We start from the raw sequence: 20,021 nt of genomic DNA, 5'->3' as shown, positions 1-20,021 counted from the left end.
CGTCGAGTCGTTTACTTAAGGCCTGAAGAGTTCAAACAGACTTTACTATCAGTGAGTCAGATGTAAGTTCTGACTCATTGTTGCACAAAAGCATATCAGACGCCTGGGAAGGCGACACCAAAAGGAAGCTCTATGAGCGAAAAGCTACAGAAAGTGCTGGCGCGTGCCGGCCACGGTTCTCGCCGTGAAATCGAATCTATTATTGAAGCCGGTCGTGTGAGTGTTGATGGCAAAATTGCTAAACTCGGCGATCGCGTTGAAATTACCCCTGGACTGAAAATCCGTATCGATGGTCATCTGATTTCGGTACGTGAGTCCGCTGAACAAATTTGTCGCGTTCTGGCCTATTACAAACCGGAAGGTGAGTTGTGTACCCGTAACGATCCGGAAGGGCGTCCAACGGTGTTTGACCGTCTGCCAAAACTGCGTGGCGCACGCTGGATTGCCGTAGGTCGTCTGGACGTTAACACCTGTGGTCTGTTGCTGTTCACCACCGACGGTGAACTGGCAAACCGTTTAATGCATCCAAGCCGTGAAGTTGAACGTGAATATGCCGTGCGTGTATTTGGTCAGGTTGACGACGCGAAACTGCGTGATTTGAGTCGTGGCGTGCAGCTGGAAGATGGTCCGGCAGCCTTTAAAACCATCAAGTTCAGCGGCGGCGAAGGGATCAACCAGTGGTACAATGTTACTCTGACCGAAGGCCGTAACCGTGAAGTTCGTCGTCTTTGGGAAGCGGTTGGTGTGCAGGTGAGCCGCCTGATTCGTGTTCGTTACGGTGATATCCCACTGCCAAAAGGTCTGCCACGCGGTGGCTGGACGGAGCTGGACCTCGCCCAGACTAACTATCTGCGCGAACTGGTGGAACTACCGCCAGAAACCAGCTCTAAAGTCGCTGTAGAAAAAGACCGTCGTCGTATGAAGGCGAATCAAATTCGTCGTGCGGTGAAACGTCACAGCCAGGTGAGCGGCGGTCGTCGTTCTGGTGGACGTAATAATAACGGTTAATCAAAGTATGCCGGACGTCATATCCGGCATTTTTACAGATTAGTAATCAATCCCTATCTGCGCTTTTACACCGGCATCAAACGCATGTTTGATGGGGCGCAGCTCACTTACCGTATCCGCCAGTTCAAGAATATCCCGATGACAACCACGACCTGTGATAATCACCGTCTGTTGATGTGGACGTTCATTTAACGCCTGAATCACGTCTTCCAGTGGCAAATAATCATACGCTACCATATATGTCAGTTCATCGAGCAAAACCATATCCAGTGAGGAATCAGCCAGCATCCGCTTTGCATGTTGCCAGACTTCGCGGCAGGCGGCGGTATCAGACTCTCGGTTTTGTGTATCCCAGGTAAAGCCCGTTGCCATTACCTGAAACTCAACGCCGTGTGGCTCCAGCAGATTTCGTTCACCATTAGGCCAGGTGCCTTTAATAAACTGCACGACGCCCACTTTTTTTCCGTGACCAACTGCGCGTGTTGCCGTACCAAATGCCGCGGTGGTTTTGCCTTTTCCATTGCCGGTAAAGACGATGATAATACCGCGTTCATCCTGGGCCTGGGCCACACGAGCATCTACTTTTTCTTTCACTCGCTGCTGACGCTGTTGGTAGCGTTCATCACTCATTGGGAAATTCCTGGTTTACGGCCCGGTTGGGCGTCAAAGGTCATGCCGGTTTTACGGCGGCTGTCATCGCCCATCAGCCAGAGGTAGAGCGGCATGATATCAGCGGGGGTTTTAAGTTTCTGTGGATCTTCGGTCGGGAAGGCGCTGGCCCGCATTGCGGTGCGCGTACCGCCTGGGTTAATGCAGTTGACGCGCAGGCGCTGCTGATATTCATCGGCCAGTACCTGCATCATCCCTTCGGTGGCAAATTTCGACGCTGCATATGCGCCCCAGTTTGCACGCCCCTGACGTCCAACGCTTGATGAGGTAAAGACCAGTGAACCGGCATCCGATTTGAGTAATAAAGGAAGCAGTGCCTGTGTGAGCATAAAGGTGGCATTAACGTTGACCTGCATGACGTCCTGCCAGACCTGCGGATCTTGTTCGCTCATTGGGCAAACATCGCCGAGCAATCCGGCATTATGCAAAACACCATCCAGACGCGGATAATTAACGGCAATGCGCTGTGCCAGTTGTTGGCAATCTTCGGACGTGCAGGTTAGCAAATCGAGAATAAACCACTGTGGCTGACGTCCAATTTCTTCGTTTATGTGGCTGGCTACCTGACGTAATTTTTCTTCATTACGGCCCAAAAGAATCACTGTCGCACCATAGCGTGCATACGTCATCGCTGCTTCACGACCAATTCCATCGCTGGCTCCCGTCACCAGGATAATGCGATCATTGAGTAAATCTTGTTTTGGCTGGTAATGCATGGCTACTCCTCAACGACGTTGTCTGTCGCGCTGCCAGTGTACTTTATGACTTTGGGGCTTTATGCCTGAAACAGAAGGGCATTTCAATCAGCCTGGGGCGATAACACCGCAAAATGGATACTTTGTCATACTTTCGCTGCAATAACATCTCTGCGAGACGGCTAAACATGCCTGTTGTAAACTGTGAGCCAAAGCGTTGTTTAACCAAGGTGGGGACTCGTGGAATTGTTGTCTGAATATGGTTTGTTTTTGGCGAAAATCGTTACCGTTGTGCTAGCGATTGCGGCGATTGCCGCCATTATTGTCAATGTTGCTCAACGTAATAAACGCCAGCGTGGCGAGTTACGAGTCAACAATCTCAGCGAACAGTATAAGGAGATGAAAGAAGAACTGGCCGCGGCGCTGATGGACACTCATCAGCAAAAACAGTGGCACAAAGCGCAGAAGAAAAAGCACAAGCAAGAAGCGAAAGCCGCAAAAGCGAAAGCTAAACTGGGCGAGGTGGTAACTGACAGTAAACCCCGCGTCTGGGTGCTGGATTTTAAAGGCAGCATGGACGCCCATGAAGTGAACTCGCTACGTGAAGAGATAACGGCGGTACTCGCAGCATTCAAACCGCAGGATCAGGTTGTGCTCCGTCTGGAAAGCCCAGGTGGCATGGTGCATGGTTACGGGTTGGCGGCTTCGCAGTTGCAGCGTCTGCGTGATAAAAACATTCCTTTAACTGTTACGGTAGACAAAGTCGCTGCCAGCGGCGGTTACATGATGGCCTGTGTGGCGGACAAAATTGTTTCCGCACCGTTTGCTATTGTGGGTTCCATTGGGGTGGTGGCGCAAATGCCCAACTTTAACCGCTTCCTGAAAAGCAAAGATATTGATATCGAACTGCACACCGCCGGGCAGTATAAGCGCACGCTGACGTTGCTGGGTGAAAATACCGAAGAAGGGCGGGAGAAATTCCGCGAAGAGTTGAACGAAACGCATCAGTTATTTAAAGATTTTGTGAAGCGTATGCGTCCGTCTCTGGATATTGAACAGGTGGCAACGGGTGAACACTGGTACGGACAACAGGCAGTAGAGAAAGGCCTGGTTGATGAAATCAACACCAGTGATGAAGTTATTCTTAGCCTGATGGAAGGCCGGGAAGTGGTCAATGTACGCTATATGCAGCGTAAACGACTCATTGACCGATTCACCGGCAGCGCGGCAGAGAGCGCCGATCGATTGTTGTTACGCTGGTGGCAGCGTGGGCAAAAGTCGTTGATGTAAAAGACAAACGCGAGGATAAGACCTCGCGTTTTGCTTTAATCAACCAAGTGATATTTTTCTGAAAGCACATGGGCCAGGTGTTTGAACATATTAAACACCGCGGTGCTTTTGGCAGTTGGTAATCCTTGTTCATCTAAAAAGTAGTCGCCGGTAAATACCAGCACGCCATTACGCTGCGTGACGCCGGTGGCTTCAATCCCTGCGAGCGTATCCTCATGCTCACGAATGATTTTGTTGGCCTCTTTCAACAGCGTTTCGCGGTCGATGGGTTGAGTCTCTTTGTTCATTATTTACTCCTTAAACAAGGACATTAGTCTACGCCAGGCATGGCTTGCAGACAAATATACCACGCTGGTGGCAAGAGCGCCTTACTGGCAACTTTGGATTTTGCATGCTAATAAAGTTGCGTATCGGATTTTATCAGGTACAGTGTGACGCTTTCGTCAATCTGGCAATAGATTTGCTTGACATTCGACCAAAATTCCGTCGTGCTATAGCGCCTGTAGGCCAAGACCTGTTAACTCAGTCACCTGAATTTTCGTGAGCAGAGTCACGACAAGGGGTTGATATCCGCAGAGAGCGAGTCCATATCGGTAACTCGTTGCCAGTGGAAGGTTTATCAACGTGCGACGCATTCCTGGAAGAATCAAATTAGGTAAGGTGAATATGGGTAAAGCTCTTGTCATCGTTGAGTCCCCGGCAAAAGCCAAAACGATCAACAAGTATCTGGGTAGTGACTACGTGGTGAAATCCAGCGTCGGTCACATCCGCGATTTGCCGACCAGTGGCTCAACTGCCAAAAAGAGTGCCGACTCTACCTCCACCAAGACGGCTAAAAAGCCTAAAAAGGATGAACGTGGCGCTCTCGTCAACCGTATGGGGGTTGACCCGTGGCACAATTGGGAGGCGCACTATGAAGTGTTGCCTGGTAAAGAGAAGGTCGTCTCTGAACTGAAACAACTGGCTGAAAAAGCCGACCACATCTATCTCGCAACCGACCTTGACCGCGAAGGGGAAGCCATTGCATGGCACCTGCGGGAAGTGATTGGTGGTGATGATGCGCGCTATAGCCGAGTGGTGTTTAACGAAATTACTAAAAACGCGATCCGCCAGGCATTTAACAAACCGGGTGAGCTGAATATTGATCGTGTTAATGCCCAGCAGGCGCGTCGCTTTATGGACCGCGTGGTGGGGTATATGGTTTCGCCGCTTCTATGGAAAAAGATCGCTCGTGGTCTGTCTGCCGGTCGTGTGCAGTCGGTGGCGGTCCGCCTGGTGGTCGAGCGTGAGCGTGAAATTAAAGCGTTCGTACCGGAAGAGTTCTGGGAAGTCGATGCCAGCACGACCACGCCATCTGGTGAAGCGTTGGCGTTGCAGGTGACTCATCAGAACGACAAACCGTTCCGTCCGGTCAACAAAGAACAAACTCAGGCTGCGGTAAGTCTGCTGGAAAAAGCGCGCTACAGCGTGCTGGAACGTGAAGACAAACCGACAACCAGTAAACCTGGCGCTCCTTTTATTACCTCTACGCTGCAACAAGCTGCCAGCACCCGTCTTGGTTTTGGCGTGAAAAAAACCATGATGATGGCGCAGCGTTTGTATGAAGCAGGCTATATCACTTACATGCGTACCGACTCCACCAACCTGAGTCAGGACGCGGTAAATATGGTTCGCGGTTATATCAGCGATAATTTTGGTAAGAAATATCTGCCGGAAAGTCCGAATCAGTACGCCAGCAAAGAAAACTCACAGGAAGCGCACGAAGCGATTCGTCCTTCTGACGTCAATGTGATGGCGGAATCGTTGAAGGATATGGAAGCAGATGCGCAGAAACTGTACCAGTTAATCTGGCGTCAGTTCGTAGCCTGCCAGATGACCCCAGCGAAATATGACTCCACGACGCTGACCGTTGGTGCGGGCGATTTCCGCCTGAAAGCACGCGGTCGTATTTTGCGCTTTGATGGCTGGACGAAAGTGATGCCTGCACTGCGTAAAGGCGATGAAGATCGTATCTTACCGGCAGTCGATAAAGGCGATGCTCTGACGCTCGTTGAACTGACACCAGCCCAGCACTTTACCAAGCCTCCAGCCCGTTTCAGTGAAGCATCGCTGGTCAAAGAGCTGGAAAAACGCGGTATCGGTCGTCCTTCTACCTATGCGTCGATCATTTCGACTATTCAGGATCGTGGCTATGTGCGAGTAGAAAATCGTCGTTTCTATGCGGAAAAAATGGGCGAAATCGTCACCGATCGCCTGGAAGAGAATTTCCGCGAGTTAATGAACTACGACTTCACCGCGCAGATGGAAAACAGCCTCGACCAGGTGGCAAATCACGAAGCAGAGTGGAAAGCTGTACTGGATCACTTCTTCTCGGATTTCACCCAGCAATTAGATAAAGCTGAAAAAGATCCGGAAGAGGGTGGTATGCGCCCGAACCAGATGGTTCTGACCAGCATTGACTGTCCGACTTGTGGTCGCAAAATGGGGATTCGCACAGCGAGCACCGGGGTATTCCTTGGCTGTTCTGGCTATGCGCTGCCGCCGAAAGAGCGTTGCAAAACCACCATTAACCTGGTGCCGGAAAACGAAGTGCTGAACGTGCTGGAAGGTGAAGACGCTGAAACCAATGCGTTGCGCGCAAAACGTCGTTGCCCGAAATGCGGCACGGCGATGGACAGCTATCTCATCGATCCGAAACGTAAGTTGCATGTCTGTGGTAATAACCCAACCTGCGACGGTTACGAGATCGAAGAGGGTGAATTCCGCATTAAAGGTTATGACGGCCCGATCGTTGAGTGTGAAAAATGTGGCTCTGAAATGCACCTGAAAATGGGGCGTTTCGGTAAATACATGGCCTGCACCAACGAAGAGTGTAAAAACACACGTAAGATTTTACGTAACGGCGAAGTGGCACCACCGAAAGAAGATCCGGTGCCATTACCGGAGCTGCCGTGCGAAAAATCAGATGCCTATTTCGTGTTGCGTGACGGTGCTGCCGGTGTGTTCCTGGCGGCCAATACCTTCCCGAAATCGCGTGAAACGCGTGCGCCGCTGGTGGAGGAGCTTTATCGCTTCCGCGACCGTCTGCCGGAAAAACTGCGTTATCTGGCCGATGCGCCACAGCAGGATCCGGAAGGTAATAAGACCATGGTTCGCTTTAGCCGTAAAACCAAACAGCAATATGTCTCTTCGGAAAAAGACGGAAAGGCGACTGGCTGGTCAGCATTTTATGTTGATGGCAAATGGGTTGAAGGGAAAAAATAACCTTTAATTCTGTCTGGTTTTTATAAACAAAGGGTCGCGAAAGCGGCCCTTTTTTATTGCATATTATTTTTTCTTCACACCTATACACTAAGGCTATAAATGATATAGTGGTTATAGTTAGCACCTTTTTTATTATTAAATCGTATTAGTCACCCGCCTGGTGTGACGAAAAAACGATGTTCTGATGGCGTCTAAGTGGATGGTTTAACATGAAATTACAACAACTTCGCTATATTGTTGAGGTGGTCAATCATAACCTGAATGTCTCATCAACGGCGGAAGGACTTTACACATCACAACCCGGGATCAGTAAACAAGTCAGAATGCTGGAAGACGAGCTAGGCATTCAAATTTTTTCCCGAAGCGGCAAGCACCTGACGCAGGTAACGCCAGCAGGACAAGAAATAATTCGTATCGCTCGTGAAGTTCTGTCGAAAGTCGATGCCATAAAATCGGTCGCCGGAGAGCACACCTGGCCGGATAAAGGCTCGCTGTATATCGCCACCACGCATACTCAGGCACGCTATGCGTTACCAAACGTTATCAAAGGCTTTATTGAGCGTTATCCTCGCGTTTCTTTGCATATGCACCAGGGCTCGCCGACACAAATTGCTGATGCCGTCTCTAAAGGCAATGCCGATTTCGCTATCGCCACGGAAGCGCTGCATCTGTATGAAGATTTAGTGATGCTACCGTGCTACCACTGGAATCGGGCTATAGTAGTCACTCCGGATCACCCGCTGGCAGGTAAAAAAGCCATTACCATTGAAGAACTGGCGCAATATCCGTTGGTGACATATACCTTCGGCTTTACCGGACGTTCAGAACTGGATACTGCCTTTAACCGCGCAGGGTTAACGCCGCGTATCGTCTTCACGGCAACGGATGCTGACGTCATTAAAACTTACGTCCGGTTAGGGCTGGGGGTAGGGGTCATTGCCAGCATGGCGGTGGATCCGGTCGCCGATCCCGACCTTGTGCGTGTTGATGCTCACGACATCTTCAGCCACAGTACAACCAAAATTGGTTTTCGCCGTAGTACTTTTTTGCGTAGTTATATGTATGATTTCATTCAGCGTTTTGCACCGCATTTAACGCGTGATGTCGTTGATGCGGCTGTCGCATTGCGCTCTAATGAAGAAATTGAGGTCATGTTTAAAGATATAAAACTGCCGGAAAAATAATTTCTTGCGTTATTTTCGGCACCTTTTATGTAGCGAAGGTGCCGGAATATATTCTCCTTTGTTACTTATTTGTATCCGGTGCACAATATTTTTATCCCTCATATTTATAGGGTAAATTACCTGTAAAGTAGTGTCTAATTACACACCTCGCAAACTCCAGTTTTCAAATATCTATTTCAGGTCAAAAGATTGAATTATTCACTGGAGACGATTCGTAAATTCGCTGGATTTTTGACTAAAGTTTCTTTAGGATTTGTCTCATCGTATGATTAATTACACCAATCGTTCAACGTCTTGCTGATAAGTGATGGCGATTATATGAGGTTAGCAATGCCTTCTGGAAATCAGGAACCCCGCCGCAATCCTGAATTAAAACGTAAAGCCTGGCTGGCGGTTTTTCTTGGTTCTGCACTTTTCTGGGTGGTTGTCGCACTGCTTATTTGGAAATTGTGGGGATAACTATGGTCGGTCAGGAGCAACTGGAGTCGTCACCATTATGTCAGCATAGTGACAATGAACCAGAAGCAAAACGGGAATGTTCCGTCGTTATTCCAGACGACTGGCAACTAACATCGCAGCAACAAGCCTTTATAGAACTGTTTGCTGAAGATGATCAGCCGAAACAATAATTATCATCATTCTTATTACCCATTTTTAATGAATTACAGGGCTTTTAATACACCGCAGCAATAACAGGTTGAGTTATCTCAACACAAAGTAATAACCGTTAAGGGTGTAGCCTATGATCAACACAAATATGAAATATTGGTCCTGGATGGGCGCATTTTCTCTGTCGATGCTCTTCTGTGCCGAACTCCTCTGGATCATTACTCACTGATCCCTGACCCCGCTGTTTGCTTTGCCTCAAGGTTTCTCCTCTTTTATCAATTTGGGTTGTTATCAAATCGTTACGCGATGTTTGTGTTATCTTTAATATTCACCCTGAAGAGAATCAGGGCTTCGCAACCCTGTCATTAAGGAGGAGCTATGTCGTCAACCCTACGAGAAGCCAGTAAGGACACGTTGCAGGCCAAAGATAAAACTTACCACTACTACAGCTTGCCGCTTGCTGCCAAATCACTGGGCGATATCACCCGTCTACCCAAGTCACTCAAAGTTTTGCTCGAAAACCTGCTGCGTTGGCAGGATGGTAAATCGGTTACCGAAGAGGATATCCACGCGCTGGCGGGATGGCTGAAAAATGCCCATGCTGACCGTGAAATTGCCTACCGCCCGGCAAGAGTGCTGATGCAGGACTTTACCGGCGTACCTGCCGTTGTTGATCTGGCGGCAATGCGCGAAGCGGTTAAACGCCTCGGCGGCGATACTGCAAAGGTTAACCCACTCTCACCGGTCGACCTGGTCATTGACCACTCGGTGACCGTCGATCGTTTTGGTGATGATGAGGCATTTGAAGAAAACGTACGCCTGGAAATGGAGCGCAACCACGAACGTTATGTGTTCCTGAAATGGGGAAAGCAGGCGTTCAGTCGGTTTAGCGTCGTGCCGCCAGGCACAGGCATTTGCCATCAGGTTAACCTCGAATATCTCGGCAAAGCAGTGTGGAGCGAATTGCAGGACGGTGAATGGATTGCTTATCCGGATACACTCGTTGGTACTGACTCGCACACCACCATGATCAACGGCCTTGGCGTGCTGGGGTGGGGCGTTGGTGGCATCGAAGCAGAAGCCGCAATGTTAGGCCAGCCGGTTTCCATGCTTATCCCGGACGTAGTGGGCTTTAAACTTACCGGAAAATTACGCGAAGGTATTACCGCCACAGACCTGGTTCTCACTGTTACCCAAATGTTGCGCAAACATGGCGTGGTGGGGAAATTCGTCGAATTTTATGGTGATGGGCTGGATTCACTACCGCTGGCGGATCGCGCCACTATTGCCAATATGTCACCAGAATATGGTGCCACCTGTGGCTTCTTCCCAATCGATGCTGTCACCCTCGATTACATGCGTTTAAGCGGGCGCAGTGAAGATCAGGTCGAGTTGGTCGAAAAATATGCCAAAGCGCAGGGCATGTGGCGTAATTCGGGCGATGAACCAATTTTTACCAGTGTGTTAGAACTGGATATGAATGACGTTGAAGCGAGCCTTGCAGGGCCAAAACGCCCGCAGGATCGCGTTGCACTGCCCGATGTACCAAAAGCATTTGCTGCCAGTAGCGAACTGGAAGTGAATGCCACGCATAAAGATCGCCTGCCGGTCGATTATGTTATGAACGGACATCAGTATCAGTTACCTGATGGCGCTGTGGTCATTGCTGCGATAACGTCGTGCACCAACACCTCTAACCCAAGTGTGCTGATGGCCGCAGGCTTGCTGGCGAAAAAAGCCGTAACTCTGGGCCTCAAGCGGCAACCGTGGGTCAAAGCGTCGCTGGCACCGGGTTCGAAAGTCGTTTCTGATTATCTGGCAAAAGCGAAACTGACACCGTATCTCGATGAACTGGGATTTAACCTTGTGGGATACGGTTGTACCACCTGTATTGGTAACTCTGGACCGTTGCCCGATCCTATCGAAACGGCAATCAAAAAAGGCGATTTAACCGTCGGTGCAGTGCTGTCCGGCAACCGTAACTTTGAAGGCCGTATCCATCCGCTGGTTAAAACCAACTGGCTGGCCTCGCCGCCGCTGGTGGTTGCCTATGCGCTGGCGGGAAATATGAATATCAACCTGGCTTCTGAGCCTATCGGCCATGATCGCAAAGGCGAGCCGGTATATCTGAAAGATATCTGGCCATCGGCACAAGAAATTGCCCGTGCGGTAGACCAAGTCTCCACAGAAATGTTCCGCAAAGAGTACGCAGAAGTTTTTGAAGGCACAGCTGAGTGGAAGGAAATTAACGTCACACGATCCGATACCTACGGTTGGCAGGAGGATTCAACCTATATTCGCTTATCGCCTTTCTTTGATGAAATGCAGGCAACACCAGCACCTGTGGAAGATATTCACGGTGCGCGGATCCTCGCAATGCTGGGGGATTCAGTCACCACTGACCATATCTCTCCGGCGGGCAGTATTAAGCCCGACAGCCCGGCGGGTCGATATCTACAAGGTCGGGGTGTTGAGCGGAAAGACTTTAACTCCTATGGTTCGCGGCGTGGTAACCATGAAGTGATGATGCGCGGCACCTTCGCCAATATTCGCATCCGTAATGAAATGGTGCCTGGCGTTGAAGGGGGGATGACGTGCCATTTACCTGACAGCGATGTCGTCTCTATTTATGATGCCGCAATGCGCTATAAGCAGGAGCAAACGCCGCTGGCGGTGATTGCCGGGAAAGAGTATGGATCAGGCTCCAGCCGTGACTGGGCGGCAAAAGGTCCGCGTCTGCTTGGTATTCGTGTTGTGATTGCCGAATCGTTTGAACGAATTCACCGTTCGAATTTAATTGGCATGGGCATCCTGCCGCTGGAATTTCCACAAGGTGTGACGCGTAAAACGTTAGAGCTTACCGGGGAAGAGAAGATTGATATTGGTGATCTGCAAAATCTACAACCCGGCGCGACGGTTCCGGTGACGCTTACGCGCGCGGATGGTAGCCAGGAAGTCGTACCCTGCCGTTGTCGTATCGACACCGCGACGGAGTTGGCCTACTACCAGAACGACGGCATTTTGCATTATGTCATTCGTAATATGTTGAAGTAACGAGTATTTGCTTGCCGGTTATTTTGCTTCCGGCAAGCAAATTAATTACACAATGCAAGAGGGTTATTTGTTCAGCAAATGACCCATTTTCTCGGCTTTGGTATCGAGATAATGTTCGTTATTGGGGTTACGACCTACAATCAACGGTACGCGTTCAATAATATTAATCCCTGCTTCGGTCAGAATTTCGACTTTTTTCGGGTTATTGGTTAACAAGCGGACTTCATTGACGCCAAGGAGTTTGAACATATCAGCGCAAAGAGTGAAGTCGCGCTCATCAGCGGCGAAGCCTAACTGGTGGTTAGCCTCTACAGTATCGTAACCTTGATCCTGCAGTGCGTAAGCGCGGATTTTATTCAGCAGACCAATGTTACGACCTTCCTGACGGTGATACAGCAAAATACCACGGCCTTCCTCGGCAATTTGCGTCAATGCCGCTTCGAGCTGGAAGCCACAATCGCAGCGCAAGCTGAACAGGGCGTCACCGGTCAGACATTCGGAATGGACGCGCGCAAGTACCGGGGTATGCCCGGAAATATCGCCATAGACTAGCGCGACATGATCGTGTCCGGTTGCCAGTTCTTCAAATCCCACCATCAGGAAATCGCCCCATGGGGTTGGCAGTTTGGCTTCTGCCACACGTTTAAGCTGCATGAAATTCTCCAGATAATGCTGGTTCTGTATTGGCTTATTTTGCCATAACGAGAAGGGGTTCACCTAATCACGACGCGTCGATCGTTCACGGAATGGCACAAATCTGTCAATTTTTCCTGGAACTGGCATTTTCAGTTATGATTGTGGGACTTATCAAAAAGGAGAGGCCATGCGTTCGATTGCCAGACGTACCGCAGTGGGAGCTGCACTATTGCTTGTCATGCCAGTAGCCGTATGGCTTTCTGGCTGGCGTTGGCAACCTGGAGAACAAAGTTGGTTACTAAAAGCGGCTTTTTGGGTTACTGAAACTGTCACCCAGCCCTGGGGCGTCATTACACATTTGATTTTATTCGGCTGGTTTCTCTGGTGTCTGCGTTTTCGCATTAAGGCTGCCATTATGTTATTTGCCATTCTGGCGGCGGCAATCCTTATGGGACAAGGCGTTAAATCCTGGATCAAAGACAAAGTCCAGGAACCACGACCTTTTGTTATCTGGCTGGAAAAAACACATCATATTCCGGTTGATGAGTTCTACACTTTAAAGCGAGCAGAACGCGGAAATCTGGTGAAAGAACAGTTGGCTGAAGAGAAAAATATCCCACAATATTTGCGTTCACACTGGCAGAAAGAGACGGGGTTTGCCTTTCCTTCCGGTCACACGATGTTTGCTGCCAGTTGGGCACTGCTGGCCGTTGGTTTGCTGTGGCCGCGTCGGCGAACGTTAACCATTGCTATCTTGTTGGTCTGGGCAACGGGAGTCATGGGAAGCCGCCTGCTGCTCGGGATGCATTGGTCACGCGATCTGGTTGTAGCTACGTTGATTTCGTGGGCGCTGGTGGCGGTGGCAACGTGGCTTGCGCAACGAATTTGTGGGCCATTAACACCACCTGCGGAAGAAAATCGCGAAATTGCACAACGAGAACAAGAAAGTTAACGCTGGTTGATTTTCCGAATTTAGCCCTTAAATCATCAACAATGCGCGTGGATGCCATTTCGCAGACGGCGCGAAAATGGTACTTTAAAGGGCTATTGCGGTAAGTTGACCATAATTTATTCGCCCTAACCACATAACGGGAAGTAATGTGAAATATTTACTCATTTTCTTACTGGTGTTAGCGATCTTCGTGATTTCGGTCACGTTGGGTGCGCAGAACGATCAACAGGTGACGTTTAATTATCTGTTAGCGCAAGGGGAGTACCGTATTTCCACATTGCTGGCGGTATTGTTTGCTGCGGGGTTTGCTATCGGTTGGTTGATTTGTGGCCTGTTCTGGCTGCGAGTTCGTGTTTCCCTGGCGCGCGCTGAACGTAAAATAAAGCGACTGGAAAACCAGCTTTCACCTGCGACTGACGTGGCTGTAGCGCCGCACTCGTCTGCGTCGAAGGAATAACTTTCTATGCTGGAGTTGTTGTTTCTGCTTTTGCCTGTAGCCGCTGCCTATGGCTGGTATATGGGCCGCAGAAGTGCGCAACAAAACAAGCAAGATGAAGCCAACCGCTTGTCGCGTGATTACGTAGCGGGGGTTAACTTCCTGCTTAGTAATCAACAGGATAAAGCGGTAGACCTGTTTCTCGATATGCTTAAAGAGGATACAGGTACCGTTGAAGCCCACCTTACGCTCGGAAACCTGTTCCGTTCGCGTGGCGAAGTTGATCGCGCTATTCGCATCCATCAGACCCTAATGGAAAGCGCCTCGCTGACCTATGAACAGCGGCTTTTGGCGATTCAACAACTGGGGCGTGATTACATGGCTGCCGGGTTATACGACCGCGCGGAAGACATGTTCAATCAGCTGACCGATGAAACTGACTTCCGCATTGGCGCGCTGCAACAACTGCTACAAATTTACCAGGCTACCAGCGAGTGGCAGAAAGCAATTGATGTTGCCGAACGCCTGGTGAAGCTGGGTAAAGATAAACAGCGCGTCGAAATTGCCCATTTCTACTGTGAGTTAGCTCTGCAGCATATGGCCAGCGACGATCTCGATCGTGCCATGACTTTGCTAAAAAAAGGTGCGGCGGCAGATAAAAACAGCGCCCGCGTATCCATCATGATGGGACGCGTGTTTATGGCGAAAGGAGAATACGCCAAAGCCGTCGAAAGTTTGCAACGTGTCATATCCCAGGACAGAGAACTGGTCAGCGAAACGCTGGAAATGCTGCAAACATGCTATCAGCAGTTGGGTAAAACTGCCGAATGGGCAGAATTCCTGCAGCGCGCGGTGGAAGAGAACACCGGTGCCGATGCTGAATTGATGCTTGCGGATATCATCGAAGCGCGCGACGGTAGTGAGGCCGCACAGGTCTATATTACGCGCCAGCTTCAGCGTCATCCGACCATGCGTGTGTTCCATAAGTTAATGGATTACCACTTAAATGAAGCAGAAGAAGGGCGTGCCAAAGAGAGTCTGATGGTGCTGCGTGACATGGTTGGCGAGAAGGTGCGTAGTAAGCCTCGTTATCGCTGCCAGAAATGTGGTTTTACCGCATACACTCTCTACTGGCATTGTCCGTCTTGTCGGGCCTGGTCAACCATTAAACCGATTCGCGGTCTTGATGGCCTGTAATTTTTAAAAAAATCCGACTTTAGTTACAACATACTAATTATTGATGTTCTATTGTGCTCCGGCACCGACGGCGCGGAAAAGCCTGCCAGAGGAGAAATCGCAACTGTTAATTTTTTATTTCCACGGGTAGAATGCTCGCCGTTTACCTGTTTCGCGCCACTTCCGGTGCCCATCATCAAGAAGGTCTGGTCATGACGTTAACTGCTTCATCTTCTTCCCGCGCTGTTACGAATTCTCCTGTAGTTGTTGCCCTTGATTATCATAATCGCGATGCCGCGATGGCCTTTGTCGACAAGATCGACCCACGCGATTGTCGTCTGAAGGTCGGCAAAGAGATGTTTACATTGTTTGGGCCACAGTTTGTGAGCGAACTTCAACAGCGTGGTTTTGATATCTTTCTTGACCTGAAATTCCACGATATTCCCAACACTGCAGCGCACGCTGTCGCTGCTGCGGCTGACTTAGGCGTGTGGATGGTGAATGTTCATGCCTCCGGTGGGGCGCGTATGATGGCCGCAGCGCGTGAGGCACTGGTTCCGTTTGGCAAAGATGCACCGCTTTTGATTGCTGTGACAGTGTTGACCAGCATGGAAGCCAGCGACCTGGCCGATCTTGGCGTGACACTGTCACCTGCAGATTATGCAGAACGTCTGGCGGCACTGACGCAAAAATGTGGCCTTGATGGTGTGGTGTGTTCTGCTCAGGAAGCTGTGCGCTTTAAACAGGTATTCGGTCAGGAGTTCAAACTGGTTACGCCGGGCATTCGTCCGCAGGGGAGTGATGCTGGTGACCAGCGCCGCATTATGACGCCAGAACAGGCGTTGGCGGCTGGTGTTGATTATATGGTGATTGGTCGCCCGGTAACGCAATCGGTAGATCCAGCGCAGACGCTGAAAGCGATCAACGCCTCTTTACAGCGGAGTGCATGATGAGTGATTCCAACAGCCGTCTGGTCTACTCAACGGAAACCGGACGTATTGATGAGCCAAAAGCGGCCCCTGTACGCCCTAAAGGCGACGGTGTGGTGCGTATTCAGCGTCAGACCAGTGGACGTAAAGGTAAGGGCGTTTGCCTGATTACCGGTGTCGCTCTCGATGATGCCGAACTGACGAAACTGGCAGCGGAACTGAAGAAAAAATGCGGCTGCGGCGGAGCAGTTAAAGATGGAATTATTGAAATCCAGGGCGATAAGCGTGATTTATTAAAATCACTGCTTGAAGCGAAAGGGATGAAGGTAAAACTCGCAGGCGGCTAACATAAAAAGCCACGGATATATCCGTGGCTTTCGAATATTTTACTGTGTGTATTATTCAGTTATTTCGTACTGAACAGAATCAAGCGTATTATAATTGCGAGTCGATAATCGACATTTATTTACGATTATTTACCGACCTGGTGACCAATAACACCACCGACGGCTGCACCACCTAATGTACCCAACGTACTGCCATCGGTCAGTACTGCACCGCCTAATGCCCCTGCACCTGCGCCGATTGCGGTGTTGCGGTCCCGTTTAGACCAGTTAGAACAGGCACTCAGAGACATTGCCAGGGTAATTGCCAGAACAGCCGCGGTCATTTTTTTGCTCGTTACAAACATAATACTCTCTCCTGAATTTATGATTCACGGAAGTAAGCTCTCTATAACTATAATAGCTAAGAATAAGCCTGGTGAAATTATTCCGTGAAATCCGCTCGCGCGCAGGGTTATATCACGCAGGTGATAATGACTTCCTGTTATATCGCTGATAATAATTTTATATCTTGAGAGTGTTAATAACAGGTAAATAGTCTTAATTATCAACCAGGAATCATCTTAGAGCGGATGATTTGCCAAACTGCAAATCATCCGTAGAGAAGGGAAATGGTTAAATGTCAACGACGTGAACGGTGAGTTTACTTTGTTCAAGATGCATCAGATCGCTGGCGCGTATTTTCGAATCGGTAATCACACGATTGAATCGCTCAACGGGGCCGATGGAGTATGAATGTACAGCACCAAATTTCGAGCTGTCAGTCAGGACTATCGCCTCGCACTCTTTTTCCAGCACGGCATTGACCACATCGGTACGCATCATATCGCGACCGGTAAACCCAGTTTCAGGTTGCCAGCCATCAATACCAATAAATGCTTTGCTGAAATGCACTTGTTGGATGCACTGGCGTGTCAAAGGGCCAACCATACTTTCGCTTTTTTTCTGGTACACGCCACCGAGCAAAATGACTTCACAAGGCGCGTCTTTCAGCAAATGCGCGATGTAGCTGCTGACCGTGATGATAGTGACATTTTTCTTCTGCTCGCCCAGAGTCCTGGCGAGCAGGGCATTGCTGCTACCATTTTCGATAAAGATGGTTTCGCCCGGTTGAACCAGTGACGCGGCAAACTCGGCGAGTTCACGCTTCAGCGTATAGTTGCTCATCATACGGGTTTCGACGTCATCACTATCAAGCGAAACTGCAAAACCATGTGCACGTCGGAGGTAACTCAGTTTTTCGAGGGTGTTGAGATCCTGGCGAATGGTAACTTCAGAAACTCCAGTGGCTTTTGCCAGATCGGTTACGCTAACCTGACCCTGGTCAATGACCATCTGTAGAATAGTTTGTTGTCGGGAATTCATCGCTGTAATTCTTATAACGTTATAATACTAAATAAAAAAATACTGACGCGCCGGGCATCCTCAAATAGGAAAACCTGAAGGCACGATTGTTAAATCTCCCACGGTGCCTTCGGGATGTCTGGCGTAGATTCAGCAACCTGGCGCAAAAGTTCTGCTTTAAGTATCTCGAGATTATGGATCGCAGAGTGGTAATCGCCTGCCACAAGGATATCTAACACAATATCAATACGTTCGGCAACGCGCTGGGCATCAAATTCAGACATCAAGGACATCCTTATAGCAAAAGGGGGAAAATGAATAATGCAAAAATTGCCGCTAAAAGAGAAGTGTTTAACAGCAACGGCTAATTATCATCCGGGAATACGATATATAATGACGGAATATAGCGCTAAGTATATATATTCATCTACTTATGTGCGCTTCAGGTAGCGTTTATACCAGCGTTCGAAGGCAACGGCGGGCATCGGTTTGGCAAACAAAAATCCTTGTCGCTCATTGATCCCGTTCTTGGTTAAAAAAGCATCTTCCTTTGCACTTTCTACACCTTCGGCGATCACCTGAAGATTCAATGCCTGGGCCACAGCGACGATCGCCCGGACCAGTGATTGCGAGACAGGCTGTTTGTGAATATCCCGAACAAAAACCTGGTCAAGTTTGATGGCATCGATCGGAAAGCGCGCCAGTTGCGAAAGTGAAGAGTAGCCGGTACCAAAATCGTCCAGATGAACTTGCGCACCTAATCGGCTAAATTGTTGAATAACAGACAGTGCCAGTTCATCATTCTCAATCAGGCAGCTCTCCGTCAGTTCAACATCTATAGGGCAGTATTCAAAATTGAGTTCCTGGAGAACCTGTTTCAGGGCGGTGAAAATGGTTTGATCGGCGAGCTGACGTGCAGAAATATTTACCGCCACTCGCAGGTTAATGCCTTTATCCCGCCACTTCGCTACCTGGCGTACGACATCGAGAATCACCCAACGGCCTAAAGGCACAATTAGCCCTGATTCTTCGGCGTAGGAAATGAAGTCCAACGGTGGAATCAACCCACGTTCAGGTGACTGCCAACGTACTAGTGCTTCCAGACTGCGCACTTCGCCACGCCAGGTGATTTTCGGTTGATAGTGAATAACCAACTGATCGTTTTCCAGTGCTTTACGCAAGTTGGTATCCAGCCAGAGATATTCAAATACCCGCTGATTCATTTCTGGGGTAAAAACGCAAAATTGTCCTCGTCCGCCTTCCTTCGCTGTGTACATTGCTGTGTCGGCGTGACGAATAATAGCCGCGCTGTCCGAACCATGTTCGGGAGAGAGTGAAATACCTACTGAACAGCTGGTATAAACTTCAATTAAACCAATGCGAAAGGGGAGTCGTAAGCGGGTCAAAATTCGTGATGCCAATGCTTCCAGCGCGCTTTGTGAGGTATTGGATGCCAGTACCAGAAACTCATCGCCACCTGGACGCGCCAACACCTGGTCATGTTCGAGACAGCTTAAAATAGCCAATGACACGTCGCGTAATAACTGGTCACCAAACAAATGCCCATAGGCGTCGTTGACCTTTTTAAAATTATCCAAATCAAGATACACAACCCCAACTTTATTGTTATCTGCCTGATTAATAGCGTGATCGATTAACTCCTGCATTGCGTTACGATTCGGCAGTCCGGTGATACTGTCGGTATTTGCCAGAATACGCAGTCGCTCCTGAGCGCGGCGCTCTTCGGTAATGTCGGTGCCGGAACAGATTAAAAAAATCTCGTTTTTGCCACTGCCGCTGTGGACAAATTTATTGCGAAACAGAAACAGCCGCTGGCCTTTACGTGTTGGTATCCACAGTTCGACTTCATATGCATTGCCGCTTCGAAAAAATACACGGTTATTGCGCCTGGATGCCGCAGCTTCACGACGACTCATAAACAGTTTAAACACGCTTTGCCCAATGACGTCGTGTTCTTTCAAGCCTGTGTAATCTTCACATAACCGATTAAAGCGCTGGATATTCCCCCGGCTGTCGAGAATCACTATTGCGGAATGTGCTTCAGAAACTACCTGCTCAGCAAAGGAAAGCCCATGTGATAAATCACGAGCAACCGCCGGTGTGTCATGCCATGCAGACGCGTTGCCTCCCCATTCTCGTTTATTGATTTTTCGTCCTACCAGATGCACAGAAAGATCGCTTTCATCGACGGTCAGACTCATCATCAGGCTGGAGGTGATGACCGTCATTTCCCTGATGCGAGCAGCCTGTTCGGCAGATAGTTGCAAAATACGATCGGGTTCTGTGATTTCGGTGGTAGAAAAGCGCAAAACATCGCTGCTTTCCGTCAACCGCCAGTATGGATTGTGCGATCCGAGAAAGTTGTACAACGTTGTGGACTCCCTAACGGTTTTCATGATGCATATCCTCC

General features: G+C 49.4%; 22 protein-coding genes. 14 read left to right on the top strand and 8 right to left on the bottom strand.

Annotated features, from left to right (window positions below):
* Nucleotides 1–132: 132 nt before the first annotated feature.
* Complete coding sequence (gene rluB / locus C4F37_RS17635; RefSeq protein ID WP_001291206.1) at nucleotides 133–1,008, top strand: 23S rRNA pseudouridine(2605) synthase RluB; 876 nt, start codon at nucleotides 133–135, stop codon at nucleotides 1,006–1,008.
* A gap of 39 nt (nucleotides 1,009–1,047) precedes the next feature.
* On the opposite strand, the gene cobO is transcribed toward rluB, so the two are convergent.
* Nucleotides 1,048–1,638, bottom strand: coding sequence for a cob(I)yrinic acid a,c-diamide adenosyltransferase (gene cobO / locus C4F37_RS17630; RefSeq protein ID WP_001278898.1), 591 nt, complete (start codon nucleotides 1,636–1,638; stop codon nucleotides 1,048–1,050).
* Nucleotides 1,635–2,393: a YciK family oxidoreductase gene (locus C4F37_RS17625; protein WP_000559258.1), complete on the bottom strand. Its 759-nt coding sequence runs from the start codon at nucleotides 2,391–2,393 to the stop codon at nucleotides 1,635–1,637. The genes cobO and C4F37_RS17625 overlap by 4 nt, the downstream gene beginning before the upstream one ends.
* A 219-nt stretch (nucleotides 2,394–2,612) precedes the next feature.
* Between C4F37_RS17625 and sohB the strand changes: the two genes are divergently transcribed.
* Entirely contained in the window at nucleotides 2,613–3,662 is a 1,050-nt protein-coding gene (sohB, locus tag C4F37_RS17620) for a protease SohB (RefSeq protein WP_000422063.1), read from the top strand.
* A gap of 35 nt (nucleotides 3,663–3,697) precedes the next feature.
* Here the strand turns inward: sohB and C4F37_RS17615 are convergent, their stop codons facing one another.
* Nucleotides 3,698–3,949, bottom strand: a complete 252-nt coding sequence (locus C4F37_RS17615; protein WP_001031530.1) for a YciN family protein — start codon at nucleotides 3,947–3,949, stop codon at nucleotides 3,698–3,700.
* A 379-nt stretch (nucleotides 3,950–4,328) separates the two neighbouring features.
* Between C4F37_RS17615 and topA the strand changes: the two genes are divergently transcribed.
* The 6 genes from topA (at nucleotide 4,329) to acnA (ending at nucleotide 11,773) form a co-directional block, all read left to right on the top strand.
* Nucleotides 4,329–6,926 carry a type I DNA topoisomerase gene (gene topA, locus C4F37_RS17605; RefSeq protein ID WP_001304419.1) on the top strand — a complete coding sequence of 866 codons (2,598 nt, stop codon included), beginning with the start codon at nucleotides 4,329–4,331 and terminating at the stop codon, nucleotides 6,924–6,926.
* Between the two features lie 209 nt (nucleotides 6,927–7,135).
* Nucleotides 7,136–8,110 carry an HTH-type transcriptional regulator CysB gene (cysB, locus tag C4F37_RS17595; RefSeq protein WP_000776253.1) on the top strand — a complete coding sequence of 325 codons (975 nt, stop codon included), beginning with the start codon at nucleotides 7,136–7,138 and terminating at the stop codon, nucleotides 8,108–8,110.
* A gap of 318 nt (nucleotides 8,111–8,428) precedes the next feature.
* On the top strand, nucleotides 8,429–8,569 hold the full coding sequence (locus C4F37_RS17590; protein ID WP_001815854.1) for a YmiA family putative membrane protein: 141 nt from the start codon (nucleotides 8,429–8,431) through the stop codon (nucleotides 8,567–8,569).
* A gap of 2 nt (nucleotides 8,570–8,571) precedes the next feature.
* Nucleotides 8,572–8,739 carry a protein YciX gene (gene yciX / locus C4F37_RS17585; RefSeq protein WP_001296035.1) on the top strand — a complete coding sequence of 56 codons (168 nt, stop codon included), beginning with the start codon at nucleotides 8,572–8,574 and terminating at the stop codon, nucleotides 8,737–8,739.
* 113 nt (nucleotides 8,740–8,852) lie between these two features.
* Nucleotides 8,853–8,948, top strand: coding sequence for a small membrane protein YmiC (ymiC, locus tag C4F37_RS27380; RefSeq protein WP_122986688.1), 96 nt, complete (start codon nucleotides 8,853–8,855; stop codon nucleotides 8,946–8,948).
* A 149-nt stretch (nucleotides 8,949–9,097) separates the two neighbouring features.
* On the top strand, nucleotides 9,098–11,773 hold the full coding sequence (gene acnA, locus C4F37_RS17575; protein WP_001538696.1) for an aconitate hydratase AcnA: 2,676 nt from the start codon (nucleotides 9,098–9,100) through the stop codon (nucleotides 11,771–11,773).
* 63 nt (nucleotides 11,774–11,836) lie between these two features.
* Here acnA and ribA read toward each other — a convergent pair whose 3' ends face one another.
* The gene (gene ribA, locus C4F37_RS17570; protein WP_001176294.1) at nucleotides 11,837–12,427 is read right to left on the bottom strand and encodes a GTP cyclohydrolase II; all 591 of its coding nucleotides are present in this window, start codon (nucleotides 12,425–12,427) and stop codon (nucleotides 11,837–11,839) included.
* A 169-nt stretch (nucleotides 12,428–12,596) separates the two neighbouring features.
* Here ribA and pgpB point away from each other — a divergent pair, with 169 nt between their 5' ends.
* The 5 genes from pgpB to yciH all read left to right on the top strand — a co-directional run bounded on the left by pgpB (nucleotide 12,597) and on the right by yciH (nucleotide 16,249).
* The gene (pgpB, locus tag C4F37_RS17565) at nucleotides 12,597–13,361 is read left to right on the top strand and encodes a phosphatidylglycerophosphatase B (RefSeq protein ID WP_001538697.1); all 765 of its coding nucleotides are present in this window, start codon (nucleotides 12,597–12,599) and stop codon (nucleotides 13,359–13,361) included.
* A gap of 148 nt (nucleotides 13,362–13,509) precedes the next feature.
* On the top strand, nucleotides 13,510–13,818 hold the full coding sequence (lapA, locus tag C4F37_RS17560) for a lipopolysaccharide assembly protein LapA (RefSeq protein WP_000876285.1): 309 nt from the start codon (nucleotides 13,510–13,512) through the stop codon (nucleotides 13,816–13,818).
* A 6-nt stretch (nucleotides 13,819–13,824) separates the two neighbouring features.
* Nucleotides 13,825–14,994, top strand: coding sequence for a lipopolysaccharide assembly protein LapB (lapB, locus tag C4F37_RS17555; RefSeq protein ID WP_000891353.1), 1,170 nt, complete (start codon nucleotides 13,825–13,827; stop codon nucleotides 14,992–14,994).
* 191 nt (nucleotides 14,995–15,185) lie between these two features.
* Nucleotides 15,186–15,923 (top strand): orotidine-5'-phosphate decarboxylase, encoded by a 738-nt coding sequence (gene pyrF, locus C4F37_RS17550; RefSeq protein WP_001346952.1) that lies wholly within the window; start codon nucleotides 15,186–15,188, stop codon nucleotides 15,921–15,923.
* Nucleotides 15,923–16,249, top strand: coding sequence for a stress response translation initiation inhibitor YciH (gene yciH / locus C4F37_RS17545; protein ID WP_001346953.1), 327 nt, complete (start codon nucleotides 15,923–15,925; stop codon nucleotides 16,247–16,249). Before pyrF ends, yciH begins: the two co-directional genes overlap by 1 nt.
* Nucleotides 16,250–16,374: 125 nt before the next feature.
* Here the strand turns inward: yciH and osmB are convergent, their stop codons facing one another.
* From osmB to C4F37_RS17530, 3 genes are all read right to left on the bottom strand, one after another.
* Nucleotides 16,375–16,593, bottom strand: a complete 219-nt coding sequence (osmB, locus tag C4F37_RS17540) for an osmotically-inducible lipoprotein OsmB (protein WP_000498253.1) — start codon at nucleotides 16,591–16,593, stop codon at nucleotides 16,375–16,377.
* A gap of 268 nt (nucleotides 16,594–16,861) precedes the next feature.
* Nucleotides 16,862–17,611: a DNA-binding transcriptional regulator YciT gene (gene yciT, locus C4F37_RS17535; protein WP_001088623.1), complete on the bottom strand. Its 750-nt coding sequence runs from the start codon at nucleotides 17,609–17,611 to the stop codon at nucleotides 16,862–16,864.
* Between the two features lie 89 nt (nucleotides 17,612–17,700).
* Complete coding sequence (locus C4F37_RS17530) at nucleotides 17,701–17,874, bottom strand: YciZ family protein (protein ID WP_001288368.1); 174 nt, start codon at nucleotides 17,872–17,874, stop codon at nucleotides 17,701–17,703.
* A 37-nt stretch (nucleotides 17,875–17,911) separates the two neighbouring features.
* Here C4F37_RS17530 and ymiD point away from each other — a divergent pair, with 37 nt between their 5' ends.
* Nucleotides 17,912–18,040 carry a protein YmiD gene (ymiD, locus tag C4F37_RS27910; RefSeq protein ID WP_001337336.1) on the top strand — a complete coding sequence of 43 codons (129 nt, stop codon included), beginning with the start codon at nucleotides 17,912–17,914 and terminating at the stop codon, nucleotides 18,038–18,040.
* Here the strand turns inward: ymiD and pdeR are convergent.
* Nucleotides 18,022–20,007 (bottom strand): cyclic di-GMP phosphodiesterase, encoded by a 1,986-nt coding sequence (pdeR, locus tag C4F37_RS17525; protein WP_000859934.1) that lies wholly within the window; start codon nucleotides 20,005–20,007, stop codon nucleotides 18,022–18,024. The genes ymiD and pdeR overlap by 19 nt on opposite strands.
* Between the last annotated feature and the right edge of the window lie 14 nt (nucleotides 20,008–20,021).

Source organism: Escherichia sp. R1, assembly GCF_003000935.1.
Taxonomy (GTDB): Bacteria; Pseudomonadota; Gammaproteobacteria; order Enterobacterales; family Enterobacteriaceae; genus Escherichia; species Escherichia coli.
Note: the sequence above shows the minus strand (reverse complement) of the source record. Positions and strands in the feature narration are given on the sequence as shown.